This window comes from Enterococcus sp. AZ071, assembly GCF_050499065.1.
Classification (GTDB): Bacteria; Bacillota; Bacilli; order Lactobacillales; family Enterococcaceae; genus Enterococcus_A; species Enterococcus_A ferrettii.
Genome location: NZ_JBIPAS010000002.1, coordinates 603,810 through 629,636 on the forward strand (window position 1 = coordinate 603,810; position 25,827 = coordinate 629,636).

Consider the following 25,827-nt stretch of genomic DNA (forward strand, 5'->3'; position numbering starts at 1 on the left):
TAGTGTAAATCGACTAGGTTCTCTCAGAGATAAGAAGCATAAGGTAAACTTTAGTTAGTTTAATTAAGGTATACTTTCTATCTTCAGAAATACTAATATAACAGTCATCTGAAATAAAAAAAGTAAACCTTTATAGAACATTTGAGGTAAACTCTAAATACTAATCTGACTTGGCTGCTACTGTAGGAAGAGAGTTTAAAGTTTACCTTTACCAGTATAATTAGCATAAGAATTGAAGTAAACTTCAAAAATCAAAGGTTTACCCTAACTCCACAGAAGAAAATGTACAGTATAGAGCGTTTTCGATGGGTATCTTTAAAGGTAAACTCCTAAATATATGGGATAAAAAGTAAACCTTTAACAACATAAAAAAAGTTTACTTCAAATTTAAACACTGATCTGTAGGTGCTTATTTAGAGTATACTGTATAAGTATTTATATATAAGGTAAACTTTAATCATTTGAAGTTTACCGTTTGACACAGACCCGTAAGTACAAATATGTGAAAGTAAACCATAATTCGTTTCATAAAAAGTAAACCGTTAGTAGACAGTTCCAAGGTTTACTTTAAGGATAAACATTGATATAATAACTTTTATTTAAGGTATACTTCATAATGGTATTATTAAAAGGTAAACTGTATATCAATAAAGTAAACCGCATTTGTCATTGTTGAATCATGTAGAGAGTGTGTATTAAAGGTGAACCTCAATAATTAACCATTAAAGTAAACTTTTACTCATATTGTTTTAAAGTAAACTTTTACATCCAGGATTTATTTAACAGCGATTATTTAAGGTAAACTTAAAATAAGATAATTATTAAAAGTTTACTTTATATAAAAAGGTTTATCTTAATTACCCAATAAACAGAGCCATCTCAACAATTCTCTTCCTATAAAGGTAACCTTCAAATCATAAAGTAAACCTTTAATCCGTCTTGTAACAAAAAGGTAAACCTCAAATGATAAAGGTTTACTTTAATGTATATTTTAAAAAACCTTGCTATAACAGCAATAATTCTATAAATACATAAAAGTTAACCGCAAAAAATCCTATCAGAGTCAGACTCCAATAGGATTAAAGTAAACTTTATTTAGTTAAGGTAAACTTTTAAAGGGATTCGACCACCTGAATCGCTTGATAAACCTGCTCTGAAGTAATTGTCGGGTCAATCATTCTAAAGGTTTCTTCTTCACAGGCGGCATGGTCGGTACAAGGCTTCAACGCCTCTGCATCTGTTTGAGTTACATTCAGTTCAGCCAGCTTTAATGGTAAACCAGTTGCTTGATAGAAGTCCTTCAGCTTTATGATTTCGTCAATCTCATTGGTATGAGCCAATTGAACCAAGATACCATAAGCTACTTTGTTGCCGTGCAGCTGATTGTGAGTGGATTCCAAATAAGAAAGGCCATCATGGATTGCGTGGGCGCCAGCTGAACGTCCGTAGGTAGCGGCAAAGCCGCCAGTTTCTCCCGCCAAACCGACAATCGTATCAGTTACTCGTTCAAAGGCTGGCGTGATTTGTTTGCTTTCTAAGTCTTTAATGCCTTGGATGGAATCCTCCAATAGAATATCTAAAATCACCTTCGCACTAGCTATTCCCAAACGAATGTAAGCGGTCTTATCGTCTGGTGACAGCTGTTCGGTGATCCCTTTGATTTCATACCATTTAGCGAGGGTATCCCCAATTCCAGCTACAAAATAGTCCTTAGGGGTAGCTAGCAAGAAGTCATAATCGACTAAGGTTAAGTACGGCGCCTTTTTCATGAAGCCCATCTCTCGGAAAGTGCGATCCGGGTGATACACCGCAACAATGGGAGTAAACGGTGCACAGTTTGAGATCAGGGTAGGGACCATGATAGCATCGATGTTCATTTCATCAGCCACTAGTTTCCCAGTATCTAAGACTCGTCCACCACCGATAGCGACGATCACATCAGCTTCACCGATTTCTTCAGCGATTCGGTGAGCATCTTCGCGGCTGGCACTGCCATTATAGCGAAACACTGGATATTCTAGTTCTTTTTTATAGTAATCTGAAAAGATTTGGTAAGAAATAGTTCCAGTAACGACGGCTACTTTTTTGAATGGTGCTAAGTATTGAGGTAATTCGTGTAAAATATTCTTTCCAGTGGCGTAACGATTGGCGCCAGGACGTACTTCGGTTGCTAGGTTCATTAAAGCTTCAGCTCCTTGGTTTTTGAATTGAAACCAGTCTAAGCTTTTCTATTATTAAAGTCAACTGTGATTTCGATGAAATAAAAAGGTTGACAAATGAAAAATAGATGAGTAATATACGTAACATATCAAAAAGCTAAAAACGTGATGAAGAGAAAAGTATAAATGATTAAGCATCAAAGAGAGTCTGGGTAGGTGAGAGCCAGGCATGTGGAAGCATTTAGAAAATGGTCTCTGAATGGTGACGTCGATAAGTAGGCGTCAACGGGGTAGCGCTCGTTAGATACGCTCTAGTATGCATACGTACTAGTGAAGGCAAGAGTTGTGAGACTTTTGCGAACAAAGGTGGTAACGCGAGTAAACTCGTCCTTTTCTGACTCATTAAAGCAGAAAAGGACGAGTTTTTTTTAGCTTAAAATTAGGAGGAATTCATGATGAAAAAAACGCACAAATTATTAGTAGGAACATTCGCAACAGCTGCACTATTACTGACAGGCTGCGGTGGCGGCAATGCCCAATCAGAAGCTTTAAATGAAAAAGAGGTGACTGTCGGCGTTACCTCTGGCCCGCATCAAGAGATTTTAGAAGAGGTAGCCAAGCAGGCGGAAGAAGATGGTTTGACCATTAATATTAAAGCCTTTGATGATTACAATACACCGAATACGGCCCTAAATGACGGTGATTTGGATGCCAACAGCTACCAGACGATTCCGTTTTTGGATCAGCAGGTGAAGGATAAGAGCTATGAAATTGAGCAAGTCTTTGAGACGGTGGCCTTTCCATTAGGAGTTTATTCGGAACAGATTAAGAAATTGGATGAATTGAAGAGCGGCGACAAGGTCGGTGTACCGAATGATCCCACCAATGAATATCGGGCCTTGAAACTATTGCAGGACGCAGGTGTAATCACTTTGAAGGATGGCGTTAAGGTCCAAGCCACTAAGAATGATGTCGGAGAAAATCCAAGAAACATCGATATTGTGGAGCTGGAGGCTTCCCAGATTCCATCTCAATTAGGTGAGCTTACGGCGGCGGTGATCAATACTAACTTTGCCTTCAGTGCGGGTTTGACAATTAATGATGATTCAATTTATCATGAACCGCTAGTGGACAACCCGTATCCGAATGTATTTGTGGTTCGCAGCAGCAACAAAGACGATGCAGTCGTTAAGGAAATTGAAAAATACTACCATTCAGATGAAACAAAACAATTTATTGAAGAGAAATACAAAGGTTCGGTTGTACCAGCCTTTTAGTGAGGAGGATAAGCAGATGATTGAGTTGAAGCAGGTATCGAAAACTTATCAACAGAAAAATAAAACAATTGAAGCAGTGAAGGAAGTTAATTTATCCATTAAGAAGGGCGAAATCTTTGGGGTAGTAGGCTATTCAGGAGCCGGTAAGTCAACTTTGATTCGCATGATCAACTTTTTGGAGCCGCCTACCCAAGGCGAGGTTTGGATCAATCAGCACAATCTAAACGAATTAACTAAGAAGGAATTGCTGCTGGCGCGCAGGAAGATCGGCATGATTTTCCAGGGCTACAATCTGCTTTCGACTGCCACAGTTTATGAAAATATTGCCAAGCCGTTAAGCCTGGAAGGTGTGCTAGATGAGGAAATCAAGCTGCGGGCAGAAAAGTACTTAACTTTGGTTGGGTTGATGGATCGCAAAGATAATTATCCTGCGCAGCTTTCAGGCGGTCAAAGACAGCGGGTAGCCATCGCCCGGGCTTTAGCCCATGAGCCGGAGATTTTGCTTTCGGATGAAGCTACCAGCGCTCTTGATCCGGAAACCACCGAATCGATTTTGGAGCTTTTGTTAGAGATCAATCAGGAGTTGGGGATCACCATTTTCCTGATTACCCATGAAATTGATGTGGTTCAGCGCATTTGCGATCGGGTGGCGGTGATGGAGGAAGGAGAGATCATCGAAGAAGGTCCGGTGATTGAAGTCTTTACCCAACCGAAAAAAACCACTACTAAACGCTTTATTGGTGCTAACGAAAATTATAATGTGCCAGAGGAAGTGTTGAATCACTACAAGCGCACTGGCCGTCTGCTGTACCTGCAGTTTATTGGTGACGAGGCCACCGAGCCAGTATTAGCCAAAGTGGCGCAGGATTATACAGTAACACCGAACATTTTAAGCGGAAATATTAGTTACTTAAAGGATCAACGCCATGGACAGCTGTTGGTTCAGTTGGCTGGCGGCAGTGAAGATGATTACCAAAATGCCAAAGACTACATCGCATCACAAGGCGTTTTTATTGAGGAGGTTCAAGCATGACACAATTTTTTGAACAATGGGGAGCCGTCATTTTAGAGGGCTTAGGACAGACATTGATCATGGTAGTGATCGGTTTGGGCATTTCCATCATCGTCGGCATTCCTCTAGGGGTGCTACTGGTGTTGACGCGCCCGGGCGGCTTAAATAGCAGTCACGCGTTGTACTCTGTATCTAACTGGCTAATTAATATTTTGCGATCACTGCCATTTATTATTATGCTCTTTCTGATTTTGCCAGTGACCAAATTTATTATGGGAACCACCATTGGTGTCAGAGGTGTGCTGCTGCCGTTGATTGTGTACACGGCACCTTATTTGGCCCGCTTGGTGGAAACTTCACTATTAGAAGTGGACGGAGGAGTGATTGAAGCCTATCAGTCCATGGGCATCAGTAATTTCAATATCATTAAGACTGTTTTGCTGCGGGAAGCCCGTGGCGGAATTATTCGTGGTTTGACGATTGCCATGATCGGCTTGATTGGTGCGACAGCGATGGCTGGCTTAGTGGGTGCCGGTGGATTAGGAAGTATCGCTTACCAATATGGTTTTTTACGGAATGAACCTGCTGTAATGTATGGTACAATTCTTTTATTGATTATCTTAGTCCAAATCGTTCAGTCGATAGGCAATTTTATCGCAAAAAGCCTAGATCGGAGTTAACCATGAGAATTACCTTACTGCAATTGGATATTCAATTCGGTCAGCCAGAAGCTAATATGTTCCATGTGGAACAGTGGTGTGAAACAGCTCAACTTGTTCCGCACAGCTTAGTGGTGCTGCCGGAAATGTGGAATACGGGCTATGATTTAACTCGCTTAGCTGAAATTGCGGACACAGACGGCCGGCAAACTCAGCAGATGCTGTCACAACTGGCTAAAAAGTATCAGATTTACCTTGTAGGCGGTTCTGTCGCCCTTAAACGGGGAAATAAGTATTACAATACTACTTTTGTTTACGGGCCAGCAGGAGAGCTGTTAGGTAGCTATGACAAAGTCCATCTCTTTCGTTTGATGAAGGAAGAACAATTTTTGACGGCTGGTAATAGTAGTTTGTCAGTAAACATGGCAGAGACGGTTCTTTCCAATGTGATCTGTTACGATTTGCGCTTTCCTGAGTGGTTTCGCAAGCAGGCCAGCGAATCGGGGACTCAACTATTTGTTGTACCAGCACAATGGCCACTAGTGCGCATTGAAGCCTGGCGCAAGCTTTTGCAGGCTCGGGCAATCGAGAATCAAGCCTTTGTTGTCGGTGTAAATCGTGTCGGTTCAGACCCTGATAATCAATTTGGCGGACATTCAATGATTGTCGATCCGTTAGGGCGAATTGTTTTAGAACTGGATGATAATGAAGCAACTGGCTCAGCGACGATTGAGTTATCATTAATAGAAGAGGTACGAAGAGGTATTCCGATTTTTCATGATCGGCGTCCTGAACTTTATTAGACCTGAAAGGGTCTTTTTTTTAACCATTGACAGAGAAAACAGTATAATAAAATGAAGAGAGTAACAATTAAGGAGACTACTATGAAAGCAAAAGATTTATTAGCCGCTCTGCAGGTGGATACAACAGGCAAGTTAAATAGCTTATCAACAATGATTTATGTTTACGCTGATATTGGAGAAAAGCCAGTAAAAGAATTGCATTTGGATACAGCGGATGACCAGATTGAAATTAGAAAAGATCTTAAACAGCCTGCGTTAACGATGAAGGAGTTTGTTGACATTCTGAATCGTCACAAAGAAGCCAATTTATATTTGATAAAGGAAGAAAAGAAGCTGATTTATGGCTATCGCCTAATTAAAGATGGAATTGTCATTGGTTAAGAAATTCAATCTAGTTTTGGGAACTAGATTGAATTATTTTTATAATCATGTTATGATGTTGTCAACAAATAATTTGAGGTGAATTGTATGAATGCAGAGTTTAGTCGCAAGTATTTAATTGCAAATGAAGTGTTAAATGCTGTAACACATGGAATTGCAGCTGTTTTGAGTTTAGTAGGAGTTGGTTTCTTATTGCAAAAGGCATCTACTAATATTGACTATGTTTCTTTTGCCATTTACGGTGTATGTTTGTTTGTCTTGTTCTTTGCTTCTACTATGTATCATAGCTTGATCTTTACTAAGGCGCGCAAAGTTTTTCAGGTCTTTGATCATTGCTCCATCTTTTTACTAATTGCCGGCACGTATACACCATTTTGTCTGCTTCGTATCAAAGGGACATTGGGAATTATTTTGTTGGTAGTTATTTGGCTAGCGGCAATTACCGGAATTATTTATAAGAGCTTGACCTTGACGAAAAGAAACAGTGTTTCCAATATGTCAACGATATTATATAACGTAATGGGGTGGGCAGTAGTTATCGCTTTACCTACCTTATATCAAAGTATTGGTATTAAAGGTTTACTTTTATTAGTTGGTGGGGGACTTTCTTATTCAGTTGGCTCTTTATTTTATAGCATGAAAAGCAAGAAATTTACTCATGTTATATGGCATTTGTTTGTTATATTAGGAGCATTGCTGATGTTCTTTGTGGTTTACCTTTATTAATTGAATAGAACCACATAAAGTAAAAAATTCACGGTTCATTTGAACCGTGAATTTTCTTACTTATTTTTTTGCTTCGTCTAAAGCAATTTCGTAAGCTTCAACTTGAGCATATAAGCGTTGGATTTGAATTTCGTTTTCAATGTAGTTGATTGAGTTGCCTAAGCTTTCGCTGCGGCGATCTTCTAGACGTTCAACTTCTTTTTTTGCTTCGATTAACTTACTATTTAGAAATTTTTCCATGATCCTTCACTCCGTTTCTTTTACTACCTCTAAATTAGCACTTCCGTTTGAAAATTACAAAAGAATGGTCTTGAGAATCAACTATAAGTAATCATCTTCTGAGAAATCGGTATTTTCATATGTCCCTTTATCTCCGAAATAATGATTGTAGCGCTGTTTAAACTTCCGGAAGGTGAAGACCACTAACAACTTAATCATTGAATAAATTGGTATCCCGAAGATTACTCCAACTAGTCCAAGTAAATCACCCATAACCAACAAGACAATTAGGATGGTTACTGGATGAATTTTCAGGCGATCACCCATTACTCGAGGAACGACTAAGTCTCCATGGAGCATTTGGACCGCGAACCAGGCGATAACGAATTTAACTACCATAAAGGTTGAATCCTGAAAGGCAATAAAAAGTCCTGGGAAAAAGGCTAAAAAGGCGCCGATGTAGGGAACAATGCTTAGGATACCCGCTGCAATTGCAATGACCGTAGCGAACTCCATGCCAATTAATAAAAAGACTATCCAATAAATGGCTCCTAGTAAAAGAGAAGCAATCACTTGCCCCTTTAAGAAAGCTCCCAACTGCTGATTAGCAATTTTCGTCAATTCCTGCACATCTTTACGGAACCTTGGCGGTACAATCGCAATAAATGATTGATACAGCTTGTGAGGATTCTTAATTAAGAAGAAGGCCACAATCGGTCCAGTAAATAAAGTAATGGCCACACTAGAAACGGCTGAAAAGATCGTGCCTAGTCCTTGAGCTCCTTTTTGCCAATTACTGGCAATAAAGTTGGCAAAGTCCTTCACAATTGAATCAATTGAATTCAAAGCTTCGTTTGATTGAGCAGCGAAGGGTGTATTATCTAACAGATTTTGAACTGTTCCCTGAAAATCATTAAAGAATCCCGGAAGCTGTTCAAATAAATCAGAGGCTTGGCGTTCTACAATTGGTCCTAGCTGAAAGCCGCCAATTACTAAAGCTCCTAAAATCACGATATAGCTTAGTCCGATGCTTAATCCACGCGACAGGCCTTTCTTACTAAGAAAGTTAACAATTGGATTAAACAAATAATAAAGCAGCAGTGCAAAGATCATTGGTGGCAAAATTGTGGTAAAAATAACTACCAATGGGTGAAAAATGAAAGAAATCTTGTTTAATAGGTAGACGGTAACTGATAAAAGAGCCACCAGCCCGATTAAATAGTAGGATGTTTTTCCGCCAAAAAAAGCAACTAACGGCGATTTAGCGTCCTTTTTCAAAAAAAGCACCTCGTTTCGATTTTATTTCTTTTAAGTATAACGAAAGATTAAGGTTGTGTATATGTGAAAGTTTCAATTGATTTTCAATTGTGTAAAAAGGGACAAAATTGCATCATTTGAAAGCGTTTTTCTTTGTGGTATATTTAAGATGTAAATTTACTTTTTGGAAACTTTTACTGTGATAAAAAAGCAAAATAAAGGAGCGGAACGCATGGAATCTTACATTATGTCGATTGACCAAGGAACAACTTCTTCACGCGCGATCATTTTTGATAAGGCCGGAAAAGAAGTCGCTTCGTCGCAAAAAGAATTTAAGCAGTATTTTCCTAAGTCAGGGTGGGTGGAACACGATGCCAATGAGATATGGAATTCAGTTCAATCAGTAATTGCAGGAGCTTTGATTGAGGGCAGTTTAAAGCCTGATCAAATAGAAGGAATTGGGATCACGAATCAACGGGAAACAACGGTAGTCTGGGATAAGGAAACTGGATTGCCAATCTATCCGGCGATTGTCTGGCAATCGAAACAAACTAGCAAGATTGCTGATGAGTTAAAAGATGAAGGACATCAAGAAATGATTCAGAAGAAAACTGGATTACTGATTGATTCTTATTTCTCAGCTACTAAGGTTAAATGGATTTTAGATCATGTAGACGGTTCTCGGGAGCGAGCAAAAAACGGTGAGCTGTTGTTTGGTACCATCGATACTTGGTTGGTTTGGAAGTTAACGGGAGGCAAAGTTCACGTAACTGATTACACCAATGCTGGTCGTACCATGCTCTATAATATTTATAAGTTAGAGTGGGATGAAGAAATCCTGCAGTTGTTGGATATTCCGAAGGTGATGCTGCCAGAAGTAAAATCAAACTCTGAAATTTATGGTTATACTGAAGACTACCATTTTTATGGTAATAATGTTCCGATTGCCGGTATGGCAGGTGACCAGCAAGCCGCATTGGTTGGCCAATTAGCCTTTGAAAAAGGGATGGTTAAAAATACTTATGGAACTGGTGCCTTTATTGTTATGAACGCTGGTGAAGAACCGATCCTATCGGGAAATGGATTGCTAACAACAATTGGCTACGGTATTGATGGGAAGATTACCTACGCGTTAGAAGGAAGTATTTTCGTTGCCGGCTCAGCAATTCAGTGGTTGCGAGACGGTTTGCGCATGTTCAAAACAGCACCAGAATCAGAAGACTATGCGAAACGTGTAGAGGATAGCGGCAATGTTTACATGGTTCCGGCATTTACTGGTTTGGGTGCGCCTTATTGGGACCAAGAAGCACGAGGTGCAATCTTTGGTTTAACCCGTGGTGTGACTAAAGAACATTTTATTCGGGCAACCTTGGAGTCCTTGGCTTATCAAACTGCCGATGTTGTAAAAACGATGGCGATGGATTCTGGCACAGATATCAAATTACTACGGGTGGATGGGGGAGCATCTAAGAATGATTTGCTGATGCAATTCCAGGCGGATATTTTACAGACACCAGTAGAACGAGCACCGTTCTTAGAAACTACAGCATTAGGAGTAGCTTATCTAGCAGGGTTGGCAGTTGGCTACTGGGAGGATATTGAAGAAATCAAGAAGTTCAAGGAAGATGGTATTTGCTTTGAACCGAAGATGGCTCAGGAGCGGACCGATGATCTATACGCTGGTTGGCAGGAAGCAGTTCAGGCGACCATGCAGTATAAGCATCAACCGAAAACTTAAGAATGACAGGCAGCCAAGTCTAAGGTGATTTGGCTGCCTGTTTGTGATTATTTTTAGCCTAAATACTTTTGACTGATAAACCTTGCGGCGTTAACAGCACCATCTGCGTGAAAATTTTCCGCTAATTGTTGTGCTTTGTGCTGATAATCATCGCTTTGAATACTCTCAATGGCTTGACGCAGTTTGGTTTCGGAAAATGGTTTAGGCTTCAAGCGAATGGCATTGCCATAGTGTTCGCAGTATTTGAGATTCATGACCTGCTCCTGTTGAAGACCGAAACCGATGAAGGGTTTACCTGACAGACAGGCTGTTTGAACGGTTCCTTCACCGCCATGAATAATCGAGAAGCTTAAATAAGAACCCAATAAGGGAGCTGGCAGCAGATCTGTGATCATAATTGATGATTCTTGAAATTCAGCGATCGCTTTTTCAGAAAGGTATTGTTTGATCGGTGCTACCACTAAAAAATTTAATTCGCGAAGAACGTTTAAAATATTCAAGGCTAAATCTGAATTTCCCGAGCTGCCTAATGCAAAATAAACAATCGGTCTATTTTCTTGTTGTGCCGCCAATAAGGTATTCTGTAAATTATCAGGTAGCGAATCTCCCAATTGAGCAAAAATCGGTCCAACATTATGATAGTTTTGGGGATACTTTTGCCAGCTGGTAAACTCACGAAATGTGGTAATTAGATTTTCATCCCCATCTAACAAGTCAATACTATACTTTGGCAGCGACAGCTGATGCTCTCTGGCCACCGCCCTAAAAGCTTTCGGCTGCCATTTAACCTTCAATAAAAAAATGTCCAGTAAGGATTGTCGGTCATTTTCCAGCTGCGGCCGCGACATAGCATAGGGTTTAACATAAACCAAAGGAATTTTGGCAATCCGAGCACTAAGAAAAATCGTGACATTGGTTCCGGTAATAATTGCGGCGGGGCGTTTATCAGCAAGGTAGCTCAATTCACTGTTAACTCGGGAAGCAACTAACTCCTTCGTAAAAGGATTTTTCACAGATTTCATTTGATCTAGGTCCATAATCTGCTGCTCCTGTTTTTTGGTTAAGATTGGGGAAAGCAGGGAAAAATCAAAACCGTTTTGACTAATTAGTGGAGCATATGTTGGTGAAAAACCAAAAAAGTGACAGTCACAGCTTTTTTTCAGCTGTTTAGCAACTTCAATCATCCGAGTAGTCTCAGCTAAGTTAAAGGTGGCCGGGGCAAAGACAATTACTTTTTTCAAGGGTACTGCAAACCTCCTTTTATGATAGAAAAATGCGCACCTTTAACAAGATGCGCATAAAAAATCTATTTGCGAAGGTCATCCAAAAATTCGGTTTTTCCAGCCGTTTTTTCGTCCTTCATTTTGATAACACGTGCGGGTGAACCAGCAACAACAGCTCCAGCTGGAACATCTTCAGTTACAATGGCTCCTGCAGCTACCACCGCATCTTTACCGACACGCACGCCTTCCAATACTACTGCATTGGCACCAACTAATACGTTATCTTCAACAATAACCGGAGTAGCACTAGGCGGCTCAAGAACACCAGCCAGAACTGCACCTGCTCCAATGTGTGCGTGTTTTCCAACGGTTGCACGAGCACCTAAGATGGCTCCCATATCGATCATGGTTCCTTCGCCGACTTCAGCGCCGATATTAATGATGGCTCCCATCATAATTACTGCGTTATCGCCAATCTCCACCCGGTCGCGGATCATTGCGCCGGGTTCAATCCGAGCATTTACTTTAGTAAAATCAAGCATTGGAATAGCGGAATTGCGGCGATCATTTTCAACATGACTTTCCAAAATACGATCTGCTTGTTGTTCCAACAATGCTGTTACTTCTTGGGCATTACCAATCCAGATCCAAGAGTGTCCTTGACCGAAAATTTTTACCTTGTCACTTTTAACGCCAGCCAAGTCGCCTTGGACGTAAGCTTTAACCGGTGACATTTTTTCTGCATTTTTAATATATTTAGCGATCTCATATGGATCGGTTAACTTCTCTTGGGTCATGTGTAAATCCTCATTTCTCGTCAATTAGTTGTTCCATGTCATATAAGCCAGCAGGTTTCTGACTGACATATTTGGCTGCTTTCACCGCACCGTTAGCAAAAATGTTGCGGGAAAGAGCTAAGTGGTTTAACTCAATTACTTCATCTGGTCCAGCATATAATACAGTATGCTCTCCAGGGATCGTACCACCGCGAACAGCATGAATACCAAGTTCGGACAGCGGGTTGGTCAGATCATTACCATGGCGACCATAAATATAAGTTTTCTTTTCCTTCACTGCATCATTGACTGCATCAGCTAAAAGCAGTGCAGTTCCGCTCGGAGAATCTTTCTTTTGGTTATGGTGCTTCTCAATAATTTCCATGTTGAAATCATCCTCTAACAAAGGTGTGATTTCGCGAATCGCCTTAGCCAACAGGTTAATTCCGATCGACATGTTAGCCGAAAAGAAGACAGCTGTTTTTTTGCTGGCAGCCAATAGCTGTTGTTTAGTTTCTTCATCTAAACCAGTAGTAGCAATCACAACTGGCAGTTGTTTTTCAACACAATACGCCAACACAGCTGGTGTAGCAGTGTAGTGTGAGAAATCGATCACTACGTCAGCTGCTACATCACAGTCAGCCATGGTTTGAAAAGTAGGGAATTCCGCCGAAAAGGCCTCACGATCGACACCGGCAACAACCTGCATGTCTGTTTCGTTGGTGATCATTTCCTGTAGAACTTTCCCCATGCGGCCATTGGCACCGTTCAAAATGACCTTGATCATGCTTGAACCTCCAAGCCGTATGCTGTCATTTCTTTCTTCAAGCGTTCAACCGTTTCTGGCTGCGCTTCACTTAGAGGCAGACGGAAGTTTGGATCAATTTTGCCTAGCAAACCAACGGCTGTTTTTACCGGAATTGGGTTTACTTCACAGAATAAAGAATGAATTAACGGCAATTGAGCGAGCTGCAACTCTCTAGCTAAATCATAGTTGCCATCTAACACAGCCTGTGCTAATTCGTGAGTCTGTCTTGGTGCAATATTAGCGATAGTTGAAATAATTCCTTTTCCGCCTAAAGCCATCAATGGCAGAACCTGATCGTCATTGCCAGAGTAGACAGTAAAATTGTCGGAAGCTAAGCGACAAATGTCAGCAATTTGCGAAATATCGCCGCTGGCTTCCTTAATACCAACGATATTAGGGATAGTAATTAATTTTTCTACCATTGCAGGAGTCAAATTCATATTAGTACGTGACTGTACTGAATACAAAATAATTGGCAGTTTTACACTTTGTGCGATTTTCTCGTAGTGTAAAAATAAGCCAGTATCTGAGGCTTTATTATAGTAAGGAGTTACGATTAATAAAGCATCGGCGCCTACACTTTCTGCCCCAGTAGATAGTTCGATGGCGTGGTTGGTGTCATTTACGCCCGTACCGGCAATAATCGGTACCCGACCAGCTGCTTTTTTCACAACGGCCTCAATAACACTGATATGTTCATGATTAGCTAATGTGGATGCTTCACCTGTAGTACCACAGGCGACAATCGCATCAGTACCCTCATTAATTTGCCATTCCACTAACTCGTCTAAGCGTTTATAATCAACTGCACAGTCTTCTTTCATTGGTGTAACGAGAGCGACTGCTGTACCTTCAAAGATGCTCAAATAAAACACTCCTTTGTTTGTGATTTAAAAGGATGAAAAAGCTTGAAAAACCAATAGATAATCCTTTAATTATTCGAATTATATACCAAATCATTAGAACCTGTCTATTCGTTTTCTAATCCTTTTTTCGCAAATGAATAAAAACTCAAGAAATTCACATTGAAAAGCATCTTTTATACAAGGAAAAAGAGATTGTCCAAAAGGTGGTTTGACAGGGAGTGTATACTCGCTATAATCAGATCAGAGACGTCTTTCCACGAAGAAAAGATTTTTTTGTGAATACAAGCACATGTGAGTTAATCATGTCATCATCAAAGATTTGTCTTCATATAGAAAGGGGAGGACTGCGATGTATAGAAATTATTCTTGAGTTTGAGAAAAAGTAAAACTTAGAGTTTCTAAGAGAATAGATTGCCTGTTTTTCAAGCTGAATGAGTTTTTGTTTGTCGTGAAAAGACCTCTCCTTCAGTTGGATAAAGCAAGGTAAATAGAAATGGATGAAAAAATGAATCAACCAAGCAAGAAATTAGTAGCGGTTTCTCATTGTATTTTGAATCAAAATGCTGTAATTCATGGATGGGAACGGGCTAGTGGAGCATTTCCTTTCGCTCTTGAACTGCTTAAGCAGGGGGTTGCGATGATTCAATTGCCTTGTCCTGAATTCATAACACTGGGGGCTAATCGACCACCGATGACCTATGAAGAATACGCTCAAATTCCGAATTATCGCAAGATTTGCCGCGATCTGTTATTGCCAATCCTCCAGCAAATTCAGGCTTATCAACAAGAAGGCTATGAGTACCTGGGAATAATTGGTATTAATGAAAGCCCTAACTGCTCAATTACTGATCAGCGGGGTGTTTTAATGGAAGAATTTTTTTCATTGTGTGAGGTGTTCGCTGTTTCCTCAGACTTTTTTGAGGTGCCCGTTTGGTACAGCGAAGATCATCAAGAGAACATGACTGGGCTGTTAGCTCAATTTATGGAAAGAGGTTAATAAATTGAAAAATACCACGAAAGTTTTAGCAATGTGTGCCATTGCGGTAGTATTAAATGTAGTATTGGGAGAAGCGGTATCTATGTTAAAAATTCCTTTACTGTTTTTAGACACGATGGGAACAATTTTTATCGCGGCTAACTTTGGGATGAAATATGGAATTCTGACGGGTGTAACGACAAATCTACTAATGGGTCTAATTAGCGGCCCTTTGTCGATTCCCTTTGCTTTAGTAAATGTTGCGGTAGCTATTGTGGTTGCTCTAGTGGCCAAAAAAGGCTTCTGTTACAAACAGGCCTTGATTGCGGGTGTGTTGTTGGCAATTATTTGTCCTATGATCGGTGCTCCAATTCGGTTAGCTTTATTTGGCGGTTTTACAGGATCAGGAACTGATATTGTTATTTTAGCTTTAAGAGCTTCTGGTAAAGAGATGATTAGTGCTACTTATTGGGGAGCAGTCGCTGGAAATATTGTCGATAAAATTGTTTCTTGTTTAGTAGTTGCTTGGTTTATTAAGCTTCCGCAGTTGAAAAAATATACAGCATCTTTTTAATTGATTACGGGGTAACATAAATTCTATATAATTAAAAAAAGGAATAGCAATCCACTACGAGCTTTTTCACTTAGGTGATTGGCTCGTTTTTATTTACAACTAGCAGCCTTTACACACTAAGAGAGGTTTGGTAAAAGCATATGCTAAACAAAAGATGTTTGCACTCGTCAGGAAAAGGGAAAGGATCGATAATCAGAGAGGAGAAAGCAATAAAAAAGCTTTCCCAAACCTTCATTAACGAGGATGGGAAAGTATTGATTGAGGTTCAATTGAGTAACGGACAATCGCTAGAGACAAAGTTCTTTTGATCTAAAAGTGACTGCATCTTTCGTCGATATTGCAAAGGAGACTGCTGGTATTTCTCTTTAAAGCATTTGCTGAAGTAGGCGGAATTATTGAAGCCGCATTGAAAAGCGATCGACGTAGCAGGTTGATTAGACTGAAATAGTTTGACAGCAGCTAAGGCTAAGCGGGCATCTTTTACGTAACCGCTGAAGGATAATCTAGCAGTTTGGAAGCCCTTTTGCAAAGTGCGAGTCGATATTTGGCAAGCCTGTGCCGTTCTTTCCAGCGATAATGTTGCATCCCATAGATAGGAACGAATATAATCTGCAGCTTGATTCAAAAGCAGTTCCTCTGTAGAGTAGGATTTCTTTTGACCTAACCAGTCTCTCAACAGAGTAAGAAAATGATGTAAAATTAATCTATTTTCTTCCATTGAAATATGGTTAAACTGTTGTTCAAAGATAAACATGCTTTCAAGTAAAAAGCGAGCAAGACCATTTGAGCAATCCAAAACCACACTGGTAGTAATCGGATTAAGTAAATTTCGGGTATAACCGTTTTTTTCAATGAACAAGTTAATTCCTTCAGTTGGTCGTTGGCGATCATAGATGCTGATAGTGTTTAAATCAAAAATACCGATACTATAATCCTTCAAGATATTTTTCTTGTTATCGTCAGTATGAACTTCATATCCATGGCGGATAAATCGTAATGCTAAATACTCTTGCGGAGTATCAGGAATCCGAGAGAAAATACCTTTTGAACAATCAACAACACTATAGGTTAAAATCGCATCATCCAGTTGGTGGATACGAGAAACGGTCAAGCTGTCAGCAGCTGGACTTTTAATAGTATAGCGAAAATTCAAATGAGCCAGTCCTTTTGAATAATCTTGCGCTTTTAAAAAGCGTTGACACTTATGTTCCATGGATACTTGCTCCTCTCGCGTGATTCTTATAGGGCAACTGCGTAAAAGTGATAGTCTTTTTACAATAGGATCGTATACTTAAAGTATAAAGCATGATAGGTTTTTCACAAGCGTTTTTTGTCAGGAAAGTTCGATTGCCTTAAAAAATGTAAGAGGAGGAAACGTTATGGAAACAAAGTATCAAGCACTCTTTTCGCCATTGAAAGTAGGATCGGTGGAGCTGCCGAACCGAATTGCTATGATGCCGATGGGAGTATTTTCTCCACGTTTGTTGAACATGGACACCGTCGCGTACACTAAAGACGGTGCAGATTACTATATTGAGCGCGCCAAGGGTGGTACTGGGCTGATTATTACCGGATTGATGCCAGTTGTTGACAACATGGGTTTTTGTATTCTAAGTAATCCTGAAGGTTATGTGAAGGACATGAAGTATTTGACCGAAGGGGTTCATGCAGCCGGCGGTAAAGTTTTTGTTCAGTTGACTGCTTTAACAGGTCGGGCTAATCATGGCTTAACGGGTATTACACCGGCTCCAGCACCGATTCAAAATGTTTGGGATCCAACCAAGATGGATATCGGAATGACCAAGGATGAAATTAATCAATACGTGAAGAATTTTGCGGAAGGTGCGAAGCTGGTTCAGGATGCCGGCGGAGATGGTGTGGAAATTCATGCGGTTCATGAAGGATACCTTCTTGATCAATTTGTTATTTCCTTCTTTAACCGTCGGACTGACGAATATGGTGGTTCTTTAGAAAATCGTTTGCGAATTATTAAAGAAATTGTAGAAGCAATTAAGGAAAAATGCGGTGTAGATTTTCCAGTATCCATGCGATATAGTGTGAAAAGCTATATCAAAGATTTTAACCGAGGTGCAATTCCAGGTGAAAAATTTGAAGAAAAAGGTCGTGACTATGAAGAGTCCTTTGTTGTGGCGAAAAAGCTGGAGGAATTTGGCTATGATATGCTGAACTGCGATAACGGAAGCTATGATTCGTGGTTCTGGGCACATCCACCAATGTATATGCCGAAAGCCTGTAATCTAGAAGATGTCATGAAATTAAAAGATGTAGTAGATATTCCGATTGTGTGTGCTGGACGCTTTGATAATCCAGAATTAGCTAACCGGGTAATCGAAGAAGGCAAATTAGACATGATGGGTATGGGACGACCTTTGTTAGCTGATCCAGAAATTGTGAACAAATTTGCGGAAGATCGTTTAGCAGATATTCGACCATGTATCTACTGTCATCAAGGCTGTTTAGGTCGAATATTCCAAGGCAAAGATATTTCCTGTGCAGTGAATCCTGCCTGCGGTCGTGAAAAAAGTTTTGCTTTGACACCTGCTGAAACACCTAAGAAAGTTTTAGTAGTCGGTGGGGGAATCGGCGGAATGGAAGCTGCTCGGGTAGCGGCCATTCGCGGTCATCAAGTAGATCTCTTGGAAAAAACCGATCAACTAGGTGGTGTATTTGTAGCAGCAGCAACACCAGATTTCAAAGAAGATGATCGGCAGTTACTCGAATGGTACAAGAAACAAATGAAGGATTTAACTATCAATGTGCAAATGAACACCGAAGTTACCGAAGCTATGACCAAAGGGTATGATGAAATTTTTGTTGCCACGGGTGCCAATGAAAGAAAATTGCCTATCCCGGGCTTCGAGAGTGAACATGTAGCCTACGCAATTGATGCCCTGCGTCACAAAGAAATTACTGGAGAAAACGTAGTAATTGTTGGCGGAGGTTTGACCGGTTGTGAAATTGCCTATGATTTGGCTCGCAAAGGTAAAAAGGTAACTATCATTGAAGCTAGCGAAACCATTATAAACGCATTTGGTTTATCGGCAGCTAACTATAATATGATGATGGAGCTTTTGGAGTACTATAAAGTAACGGTCATAAAAAATGCGGTTGTTGATAAATACGAAAACGACATTGCCTATGTGACCGAAATGGTCAAAAACTATCCTAACGTGGCCAATCGTGCACAGCACATGTTTGCTCTTGGAGTTCAAGGCATGCCGAAACCCCATGAAATTCCGGCGGATGATATTGTGGTTTCAGTGGGCTATCTACCAGACGATCGACTATATAAAGCAGTCAAAGGTGAACATGTACATTTGATTGGTGATGCTAAGAAGCCGACTAATGTAATGGATGCAATTTGGGCAGCTTACGAAACTGCAATGAGGGTTTAGTTTTGTGCTTATATAATAGAAGTATTCATTAGCTTCTTTTGAAAGTAAAAGAAAAAAGGCAAACTTGAGAAGAACTTTTGTCTCAATGTTTGCCTTTTTGACGTGTTTAGTTTAAAGAAGGCAAAAAGATATTCACCTTCACTAGACAATCTGCGCATTTGTACTATAATATTAGAAACTGTCAATACTATTTTAATCGAATAAACAGAATAATTTCACTGATGAAGGATGATACGATGATTGAGCTTGAGATACAAGAATTAGAAGAATTAGTCACTAAGATGCGCCGAGACCTACATCAAATTCCCGAATTAGGTTTAGAAGAATTTCAGACAGCTAACTATATTCGTGAGAAGCTGGCTTCTTTTGGCATTACAGAAATCTATGAAGTGGTTAACACAGGAACGATTGCGGTAATCCGGAGTGAACGACCAGGTAAGACAATAGCTTATCGTTCAGATATCGATGCCTTGCCGGTAGAGGAACAAACAGGCTATGATTTTGCTTCAAAAACATCAGGAAAAATGCATGCTTGTGGACACGATGGTCATATGTCAACTCTGTTAGGGTTTGCAGGCTATTTAACAAATCACCCGGAAAAAGTTCGAGGAACAATTGTTTTGGTTTTTCAACCAGCTGAGGAAGGACCAGGTGGCGCTCAGTTAATCGTAGATACAGGGATTTTACAAGAGTTAGGTGTAGAAGAAATTGTGGGACTACATGTTTTTCCAGATTTGCCCGCGGGTAAAATTTCTTGTCGTCCAGGACCGATGATGGCGCGCAACGCCGAAGTGACGATTATTGTTAAGGGACTAAGTTCTCACGGCGCTCAACCACAGCAAGGAGAAGATGCAATCGTGGCAACTGGTGGAATTATTTCCGGATTATCCAGTATTTTAGCCCGTAACATCAGCCCATTAGATAATGTTGTTTTAACTTTTGGAACCATTCATGGTGGAGAAGCGATGAATATTATCGCTCAAGAGGTCACTTTACATGGTACGATGCGAGCTTTTGATGATAAGGTTTACGATGAAGTCGTTCGACGGATTGATCTAATTGCTTCGGAGATTGCTAAAGGTTATGGTTGTGAAGCGGAAGTTATTTTCAATCATATGTATCGAGTGGTGGATAACAATCCTCGTATGGTGGAAGCCTTGGAAAAAGTTGCAACTGATTATTATGTGGAAACACCGCCATATTTAATTGCGGAAGATTTCTCAATGTATCAAACCGTTATGCCGGGAATGTTCTTCTTCTTGGGTATCCGTGATGAAGAAAAAGGATACACATATCCTTTACACAGCGGAAAAATGAAATTTGATGAAAAGCACTTATTATTAGGAATTCAAACGTTTGTAAACTTAATCGACGCATTGAACGAGGGGGAATAATATGGAAATGACAGTAAAAAATGGACATTTATTTTGGGATGGCTGTGACACGGTAGAATTAGCAAAAATTTACGGTACGCCACTTTACGTTTTCTCACAAAGTATTATTGAAGAACGCTGCCAGGAATTGCGTCGAGACTTTGTTAATAAATACGATAGGGTTCGAGTTGCCTATGCCAGTAAAGCTTTTTCAACCATGGCGATGCTGAAAATTATCGAAAAGCAAGGCTTCTCATTGGAAGTTCTTTCTGATGGTGAGTTGCATACAGCGTTACAAGCTGGATTTCCAGTAGAAAAAATCGAAATCAACGGCAACAATAAATCACTGGCTGAGCTAGAAATGGCTATCGACAATGGGATTGGCCGGATTATCGTAGACAGCCTACAAGAAGTAGATACGATTTCAGCTTTGGCGCAAGAAAAAAATAAAACCGTTAATGTTTTGTTCCGGATTACTCCAGAAGTGAATGTGGAAACTCATTCCTTTATTTCGACTGGTCAAAAAGATTCTAAGTTTGGTATTCCAATTAATGAAGACATTTTATTCCCACAAGTGCAAAAAGCGATTAACGCAGAGGGAATTAATTTCCTAGGCTTCCATTTTCATGTAGGCAGTCAGTTGTCTGACAATAGTGCTCATTTGGGCGCTGTAGATATTGCACTAGACTTAGTAAAAATGGTGAAAGAACGATTTGATTACGAAATCAGTGAATTGAATTTTGGTGGCGGCTTTGGTGTACGCTATACCGATGAAGATATTCGTCAGCCCTTTGCTTATTTCTTAGCTCCGATGATGGATAAATTGTTAGCGTTCTGTGAAAAAGAAAACTACCCGCAGCCAGCCGTTGTGATTGAACCAGGTCGCAGCATAGTAGCTGAGGCTGGAATTTCTTTGCATACGATTGGAGCGATCAAAGAATTGCCAGGAATTCGTAAATATGTCAGTATAGATGGTGGGATGACGGATAATATTCGCCCGGGTCTTTACGAAGCAAAATATACGGGAATATTAGCAAACAAAGCAGATCAAGCTGTGGCAGAAACAGTAACGGTTTCTGGTAAAGCCTGCGAAAGTACAGATATCTTGGTAAAGGATATTGAGTTGCCAGCAGTTGAAACGGAGGATATTTTTGCAACCTTCTCAACTGGTGCATATGGCTACTCAATGGCCAGCAATTACAACAAACTAGCAATTCCCGCGGTAGTCTTAGTGAAGGACGGCCAGGCTGATTTAATTGTAAAACGTCAAACCTTAGAGCAAATGATCCAAAACGAAGTAATTCCGGAATCACTGAAATAAGCATGCTAGGAGCAACTTATGAGAATACCTTTTAACAAAATGCAAGGTGCTGGTAATGATTTTATTGTGGTTAACAATATTGAACTGAATTTAACTGGCGAACAATTAAGCCGATTGGCAAAACAAACATGTGAACGTCGAGTTTCGGTAGGGGCAGATACATTGATCGCCATTGAAACAGCAAAAAGCGCTGGTGATTTTTATGCTCGTTATTACAATTCTGATGGTTCGGAAGCGGAAATGTGTGGAAACGGTGCCCGTTGTGTTGCCCGATTTGCCTACGAGACTGGCTTAGCGTCAGAAGAAATGGTAATCGAATCAATCGCGGGAGACGTACCAGCACAACGTTTGTCTGAGCGGATTTACCGGGTACAGTTGAATTCACCGACCGTGTTTAAGCAGGACTTAGTTTTGCAGATAGATGGTCGAGATTTGACAGTAGATTATGTGGAGCTTGGCAATCCAGGAATTCCACATTTAGTCGTACATTATCCTGATTTAGCTATGACTCAATTGGAGACGATCCTTGATTTGGGTCGTGAGCTGCGCAATCACCCATCATTTGAGAAAGGTGCCAATGTAAACTTTTACGATCTTTTACGAGATGGACATATAGTTGAACGAACCTATGAGCGTGGGGTTGAAGATTTCACTTTGGCGTGTGGAACAGGAACAGGCTCAACTGCTTATGTTCTAAAAAAAAAAGGCCTGACGCCGGATAATCCAGTAAAGGTAGAAGTATTAGGTGGCCAACTTCAAGTTAATGTCGAAGGTGAGAATCTCTTTTTGATCGGGGATACTAACCGTGTGGTTGAGGGTACTATTATTGATGAAAATTTAAGAGTATAAAAAGCCTAGGCTGTATCCCCAAAATGCAGCCTAGGCTTTTTGTGCGCTACAGTATTTACGATTATCAAAAATTTGAGTTCAGGTCAGCTATTTTTCTGTGGATCGCTTCTATGGATCTCTTAGCTGCAGGAATAAACCGAATAGTTGCTACTCCTGAAATATATTGAGTATTTTGAAGCATCTTAAAAAAAAAGAACCCAAAAGGAATATAGAATAAGTTAAACTATAAATACAGAGTGAAACCAAAAGTGCAGAAGCAAAAGGGGAATAACTCCGCAGCTAATTAGTCATTTTCGTTTATCACTACCAATTTTGTTTTTTTCCTTTTTATATATTCTCTCAGAAGAGTACCTCTAGTTTCTAAAACTGGAGGTACTTTTCGTACCTGTAAGGATTTAACTCCTTTTTTAACGTGACAATTAAAATGAAGATAGATGCAAAATAATAGTAAAGAATCTCCTGCTTTATAGTTTATATTTGTTTAAATACTGCATTATCTACAGCAATGATTTTAACACAAGTCATTTATGAAGCTGATAGCTAGTGTGATTGGTTTTAATAGTCATACTTTAGTACTGCCATTTATAGCTGGAGAAATGAGACAACAGAAAAAGAAGCCAAGGGATGTTTAGAGGCAAAAGTATAAAGGAGAGTATAGGCATATTAAAGAGCAACAGAGAAAAAACATGCTATCATAAAAAGAAAAAAAGGTGATAGCTATGACAGATCAAACGAAGAAAACAGTTCAGATTAAGGAATTAGAAAGTGACCTTCAAGCGTTTATAGTGCAGCAGACACCAGAGATGAATCAAGAATCAAAACTTTCCTATCAAAATTTGTTAAATTATCGTTTCCAGTATATCAATCAATTATTGATCCAAGAAATTCACATTACGAATCAATTTGACCATGAATTAAAGCATAAGATTCGTAATGAGCAAGTCCACATTCAAAACGTCAATGATGCCTTGAAAACTAAAGAAACAAGAGGGCAAAAACTTGCGGATGGTATCGCTAAATTTGGAGGCAGCTGGCCATTCATCATTATATTTCTACTTATCTTAGCAATATGGATTGTTTTGAATACGCTGCCTTTGTTTTTTCAACCATTCGACAAATTTCCTTTCATACTGTTAAATTTGGCACTCTCTTGTTTAGCGGCAATTCAAGCCCCTATTATTTTGATGAGCCAAAATCGTCAGGCCGATCGTGACCGGGTAGAGGCAGACAATGATTATCAAGTCAATGTCAAAGCGGAAGTAGAAATACATTTGCTTCACGAGAAACTTGATTATCTGATGTCAACTAAATGGCAGCATATTCTTGACTTGCAAAAGCTGCAAGTTGAGATCTTACAAGAGCTTATGGCTCAAAATAAAACAGATGAGCACAATAAAAATTAAGATAAGAGATCTTTTAACAGAATAAAGGAAGTGAATCTATGGTAGTTGGTCAGTCTTCTATTATTAAGAGCAGAACAATCGAAATATAAGAAGAGAGATTAACAGTCATAGAAAGATTTGTTTTCAAGAAATTTAACGAGTGCTATAAATGCAAGAATGTATTTGTTCCTAAAATACAAAAGTTCTACTTCTGGCTTCTTTTGGGAGTTTTTTAAATCGCTGTGTCTAAATTCCCAGGCCGAGGTCACCCTGACTAAAATAATTATTATCAAAGATGCTTGGCAGCTAGTGTTACAGTACACTCAAAAGGATAATGTGCTTTTGGCAACAAGCTATTGAAGGAAATAGCGGAATAAGAATTAAGGAGTAAAATATCGACTCAGAGTATAACAGCTCTGGGTCTTTTTGGTGTTAACTAAAAAGCTATTCCTCGGTAGATCGTAATTCAGTAGTTTATGATATACTAAATGCAAATCAAATAGATGAGGTGAAGTGATGTTTGTAGGAAGAAAGCAGGAGCTTGTAGAACTGGAGGAACGATTAGCCAGTGAACAGTTTGAATTCGTTGCAATGTATGGTCGACGGCGGATCGGAAAATCCCGGCTATTGGAAGAGTTTGTTCAAGGTAAACAGACCATTTTCTTTACAGCGGATCAATTTGGGCCAGCCATTAATCTTGCTAATTTGAGTCAAGCAATCAATGACTTAACTGAACCAGATGATTCAACTAAAAATTTTGCTACTTTTATGGCAGCTTTTGATGCAGTAGCTAAGCTTGCCCAGGCTTCGGATGAACCAGTTGTCTTTGTTATTGATGACTACCCTCATTTAGCGAAATCAAATGAAGGACTTGCTGAAGAGCTACTAGAAATCATTAAAAAATCTTATCAGAATAGTGGTAATTTGCTAGTGATTCTAACTGGATCACAGGTTTCCTTTATGAAGGAACAAGTTTTAGGTAGCAAGAGCCCTCTTAATGAAAAAATCACTGGACAAATAAACCTGTTGCCATTAACTTTTACTGAGGCTCATACGCTCCTAGCGAGAATCCCTAAGGAAGTTTTTATGACTATTTATGGGTTAACAGGAGGCATTCCCTTTTATCTTGAAATGTTTAATGACAGCTTATCTTTGAAGGAAAATATTTTAACCAATGTGTTGCGTAAAAATACTTTCTTATACGAAGAGCCTAGCAACTTGTTAATGCAGGAGTTGCGAACACCAAATCGTTACAATGATATTATTACCGCTATTGCTGCAGGTGCAACTGAGGTTAGAGAAATTGTCAATAGAACTGGTATTGAATCTGGACCGTTAACTAAGTATTTGGAAACACTGATTGACTTAGAAATAGTTGAGAAAAGAACGGCATTAACTGAAATTGGAAAAAACAAGCCAATTTATGTGATCTCGGATGGCTTATTCCGTTTCTGGTACCGTTATGTTCCTAAATACAAGCAGTTTATTGAAACTGAACGGACAGAGTTGATCTGGAAATACATTGCCGAGGATATTTTGCAGTTTACTTCAAAAACTTTTGAAGATTATTGTCGCAGCTGGCTGGTAGAGAAAAACGGAAGTGAGCGGATGGCCATTTCACTCACTGAAGTGGGTTCTTGGTGGGGGAATCCGTCCACTGGAAAAAATAAAAATGTTCAACAGCAAAAAGTCAATGTGGTTGGACTGGGTACTGAAGAAGAAGATTTGTTACTAGGTGATTGCTACTGGCGAAATGAAAAAATTGATTTGCCAGCAGCTGAACAACTGATAGAGCATAGTAAATATTTTCCATACGCTACTAAAGAATTGTTTTTATTCTCCAAAAGAGGTTTCACTAAGCAAGTGAAGGAATTTGCAAGAGAGAAAAAAATTCGTTTAATTTCATTGGCAGAGATGTAGATAAAACTAGCTAGAAGAAACTGAGTCAACTCAGAGTCTTTCTAGCTAGTTTTTATTCCTGATAAAAAAGGCGGTATTAAAAAATATACAGTAAGAAATTTAGTATCTTATG

The 25,827-nt window shown here is 39.6% G+C and carries 23 protein-coding genes and 1 other annotated feature; of the genes, 15 read left to right on the forward strand and 8 right to left on the reverse strand.

Going from position 1 to position 25,827, the window contains the following annotated elements; genetic code table 11:
• Positions 1 to 1,112: 1,112 nt before the first annotated feature.
• Entirely contained in the window at positions 1,113 to 2,180 is a 1,068-nt protein-coding gene (locus IGI49_RS21445) for an iron-containing alcohol dehydrogenase family protein (RefSeq protein ID WP_429965566.1), read from the reverse strand.
• A 138-nt stretch (positions 2,181 to 2,318) separates the two neighbouring features.
• Positions 2,319 to 2,554, forward strand: a binding site (T-box leader).
• Between the two features lie 57 nt (positions 2,555 to 2,611).
• On the opposite strand from IGI49_RS21445, the gene IGI49_RS21450 reads away from it, so the two are divergent.
• The 6 genes from IGI49_RS21450 to trhA all read left to right on the forward strand — a co-directional run bounded on the left by IGI49_RS21450 (position 2,612) and on the right by trhA (position 7,017).
• Positions 2,612 to 3,436: a MetQ/NlpA family ABC transporter substrate-binding protein gene (locus IGI49_RS21450; protein WP_429965565.1), complete on the forward strand. Its 825-nt coding sequence runs from the start codon at positions 2,612 to 2,614 to the stop codon at positions 3,434 to 3,436.
• 16 nt (positions 3,437 to 3,452) lie between these two features.
• The gene (locus tag IGI49_RS21455; protein WP_429965563.1) at positions 3,453 to 4,469 is read left to right on the forward strand and encodes a methionine ABC transporter ATP-binding protein; all 1,017 of its coding nucleotides are present in this window, start codon (positions 3,453 to 3,455) and stop codon (positions 4,467 to 4,469) included.
• On the forward strand, positions 4,466 to 5,128 hold the full coding sequence (locus IGI49_RS21460) for a methionine ABC transporter permease (protein ID WP_207702912.1): 663 nt from the start codon (positions 4,466 to 4,468) through the stop codon (positions 5,126 to 5,128). Before IGI49_RS21455 ends, IGI49_RS21460 begins: the two co-directional genes overlap by 4 nt.
• A gap of 2 nt (positions 5,129 to 5,130) precedes the next feature.
• Positions 5,131 to 5,910 carry a carbon-nitrogen family hydrolase gene (locus IGI49_RS21465; RefSeq protein WP_429965562.1) on the forward strand — a complete coding sequence of 260 codons (780 nt, stop codon included), beginning with the start codon at positions 5,131 to 5,133 and terminating at the stop codon, positions 5,908 to 5,910.
• A gap of 81 nt (positions 5,911 to 5,991) precedes the next feature.
• A complete protein-coding gene (locus IGI49_RS21470) occupies positions 5,992 to 6,291 on the forward strand; it encodes a hypothetical protein (RefSeq protein ID WP_429965561.1) in 300 nt (99 codons plus the stop codon).
• Between the two features lie 87 nt (positions 6,292 to 6,378).
• The gene (gene trhA, locus IGI49_RS21475) at positions 6,379 to 7,017 is read left to right on the forward strand and encodes a PAQR family membrane homeostasis protein TrhA (RefSeq protein ID WP_207702915.1); all 639 of its coding nucleotides are present in this window, start codon (positions 6,379 to 6,381) and stop codon (positions 7,015 to 7,017) included.
• A 60-nt stretch (positions 7,018 to 7,077) separates the two neighbouring features.
• Here trhA and IGI49_RS21480 read toward each other — a convergent pair whose 3' ends face one another.
• Both IGI49_RS21480 and IGI49_RS21485 read right to left on the reverse strand, forming a co-directional pair.
• A complete protein-coding gene (locus IGI49_RS21480) occupies positions 7,078 to 7,257 on the reverse strand; it encodes a hypothetical protein (protein WP_207702916.1) in 180 nt (59 codons plus the stop codon).
• An 81-nt stretch (positions 7,258 to 7,338) separates the two neighbouring features.
• Positions 7,339 to 8,514, reverse strand: a complete 1,176-nt coding sequence (locus IGI49_RS21485; RefSeq protein WP_429965560.1) for an AI-2E family transporter — start codon at positions 8,512 to 8,514, stop codon at positions 7,339 to 7,341.
• Between the two features lie 211 nt (positions 8,515 to 8,725).
• Here IGI49_RS21485 and glpK point away from each other — a divergent pair, with 211 nt between their 5' ends.
• Positions 8,726 to 10,231 carry a glycerol kinase GlpK gene (gene glpK, locus IGI49_RS21490; protein ID WP_429965559.1) on the forward strand — a complete coding sequence of 502 codons (1,506 nt, stop codon included), beginning with the start codon at positions 8,726 to 8,728 and terminating at the stop codon, positions 10,229 to 10,231.
• A gap of 53 nt (positions 10,232 to 10,284) precedes the next feature.
• On the opposite strand, the gene IGI49_RS21495 is transcribed toward glpK, so the two are convergent.
• From IGI49_RS21495 to dapA, 4 genes are all read right to left on the reverse strand, one after another.
• Positions 10,285 to 11,415 carry a glycosyltransferase gene (locus IGI49_RS21495; RefSeq protein WP_429966082.1) on the reverse strand — a complete coding sequence of 377 codons (1,131 nt, stop codon included), beginning with the start codon at positions 11,413 to 11,415 and terminating at the stop codon, positions 10,285 to 10,287.
• A 122-nt stretch (positions 11,416 to 11,537) separates the two neighbouring features.
• On the reverse strand, positions 11,538 to 12,251 hold the full coding sequence (gene dapD, locus IGI49_RS21500) for a 2,3,4,5-tetrahydropyridine-2,6-dicarboxylate N-acetyltransferase (RefSeq protein ID WP_429965558.1): 714 nt from the start codon (positions 12,249 to 12,251) through the stop codon (positions 11,538 to 11,540).
• Between the two features lie 10 nt (positions 12,252 to 12,261).
• Positions 12,262 to 13,017, reverse strand: coding sequence for a 4-hydroxy-tetrahydrodipicolinate reductase (gene dapB, locus IGI49_RS21505; RefSeq protein WP_429965557.1), 756 nt, complete (start codon positions 13,015 to 13,017; stop codon positions 12,262 to 12,264).
• On the reverse strand, positions 13,014 to 13,904 hold the full coding sequence (gene dapA / locus IGI49_RS21510) for a 4-hydroxy-tetrahydrodipicolinate synthase (RefSeq protein WP_429965555.1): 891 nt from the start codon (positions 13,902 to 13,904) through the stop codon (positions 13,014 to 13,016). Before dapA ends, dapB begins: the two co-directional genes overlap by 4 nt.
• A 493-nt stretch (positions 13,905 to 14,397) precedes the next feature.
• On the opposite strand from dapA, the gene IGI49_RS21515 reads away from it, so the two are divergent.
• Both IGI49_RS21515 and IGI49_RS21520 read left to right on the forward strand, forming a co-directional pair.
• Entirely contained in the window at positions 14,398 to 14,901 is a 504-nt protein-coding gene (locus IGI49_RS21515) for a CD3072 family TudS-related putative desulfidase (RefSeq protein ID WP_429965554.1), read from the forward strand.
• Positions 14,902 to 14,905: 4 nt separating this feature from the next.
• Positions 14,906 to 15,454, forward strand: a complete 549-nt coding sequence (locus IGI49_RS21520) for a CD3073 family putative ECF transporter S component (RefSeq protein WP_429965553.1) — start codon at positions 14,906 to 14,908, stop codon at positions 15,452 to 15,454.
• 265 nt (positions 15,455 to 15,719) lie between these two features.
• Here IGI49_RS21520 and IGI49_RS21525 read toward each other — a convergent pair whose 3' ends face one another.
• A complete protein-coding gene (locus IGI49_RS21525; protein WP_429965552.1) occupies positions 15,720 to 16,667 on the reverse strand; it encodes a helix-turn-helix transcriptional regulator in 948 nt (315 codons plus the stop codon).
• A gap of 166 nt (positions 16,668 to 16,833) precedes the next feature.
• Here IGI49_RS21525 and IGI49_RS21530 point away from each other — a divergent pair, with 166 nt between their 5' ends.
• From IGI49_RS21530 to IGI49_RS21555, 6 genes are all read left to right on the forward strand, one after another.
• Positions 16,834 to 18,870, forward strand: coding sequence for an FAD-dependent oxidoreductase (locus tag IGI49_RS21530; protein WP_429965551.1), 2,037 nt, complete (start codon positions 16,834 to 16,836; stop codon positions 18,868 to 18,870).
• 236 nt (positions 18,871 to 19,106) lie between these two features.
• Complete coding sequence (locus tag IGI49_RS21535) at positions 19,107 to 20,264, forward strand: M20 metallopeptidase family protein (RefSeq protein ID WP_429965550.1); 1,158 nt, start codon at positions 19,107 to 19,109, stop codon at positions 20,262 to 20,264.
• A gap of 1 nt (position 20,265) precedes the next feature.
• Positions 20,266 to 21,564, forward strand: coding sequence for a diaminopimelate decarboxylase (gene lysA, locus IGI49_RS21540; protein ID WP_429965549.1), 1,299 nt, complete (start codon positions 20,266 to 20,268; stop codon positions 21,562 to 21,564).
• Between the two features lie 18 nt (positions 21,565 to 21,582).
• Positions 21,583 to 22,413, forward strand: a complete 831-nt coding sequence (gene dapF, locus IGI49_RS21545; protein WP_429965548.1) for a diaminopimelate epimerase — start codon at positions 21,583 to 21,585, stop codon at positions 22,411 to 22,413.
• Between the two features lie 719 nt (positions 22,414 to 23,132).
• A complete protein-coding gene (locus IGI49_RS21550) occupies positions 23,133 to 23,816 on the forward strand; it encodes a DUF1003 domain-containing protein (protein ID WP_429965547.1) in 684 nt (227 codons plus the stop codon).
• A 495-nt stretch (positions 23,817 to 24,311) separates the two neighbouring features.
• Positions 24,312 to 25,715, forward strand: coding sequence for an ATP-binding protein (locus IGI49_RS21555; RefSeq protein WP_429965546.1), 1,404 nt, complete (start codon positions 24,312 to 24,314; stop codon positions 25,713 to 25,715).
• Positions 25,716 to 25,827: the final 112 nt, after the last annotated feature.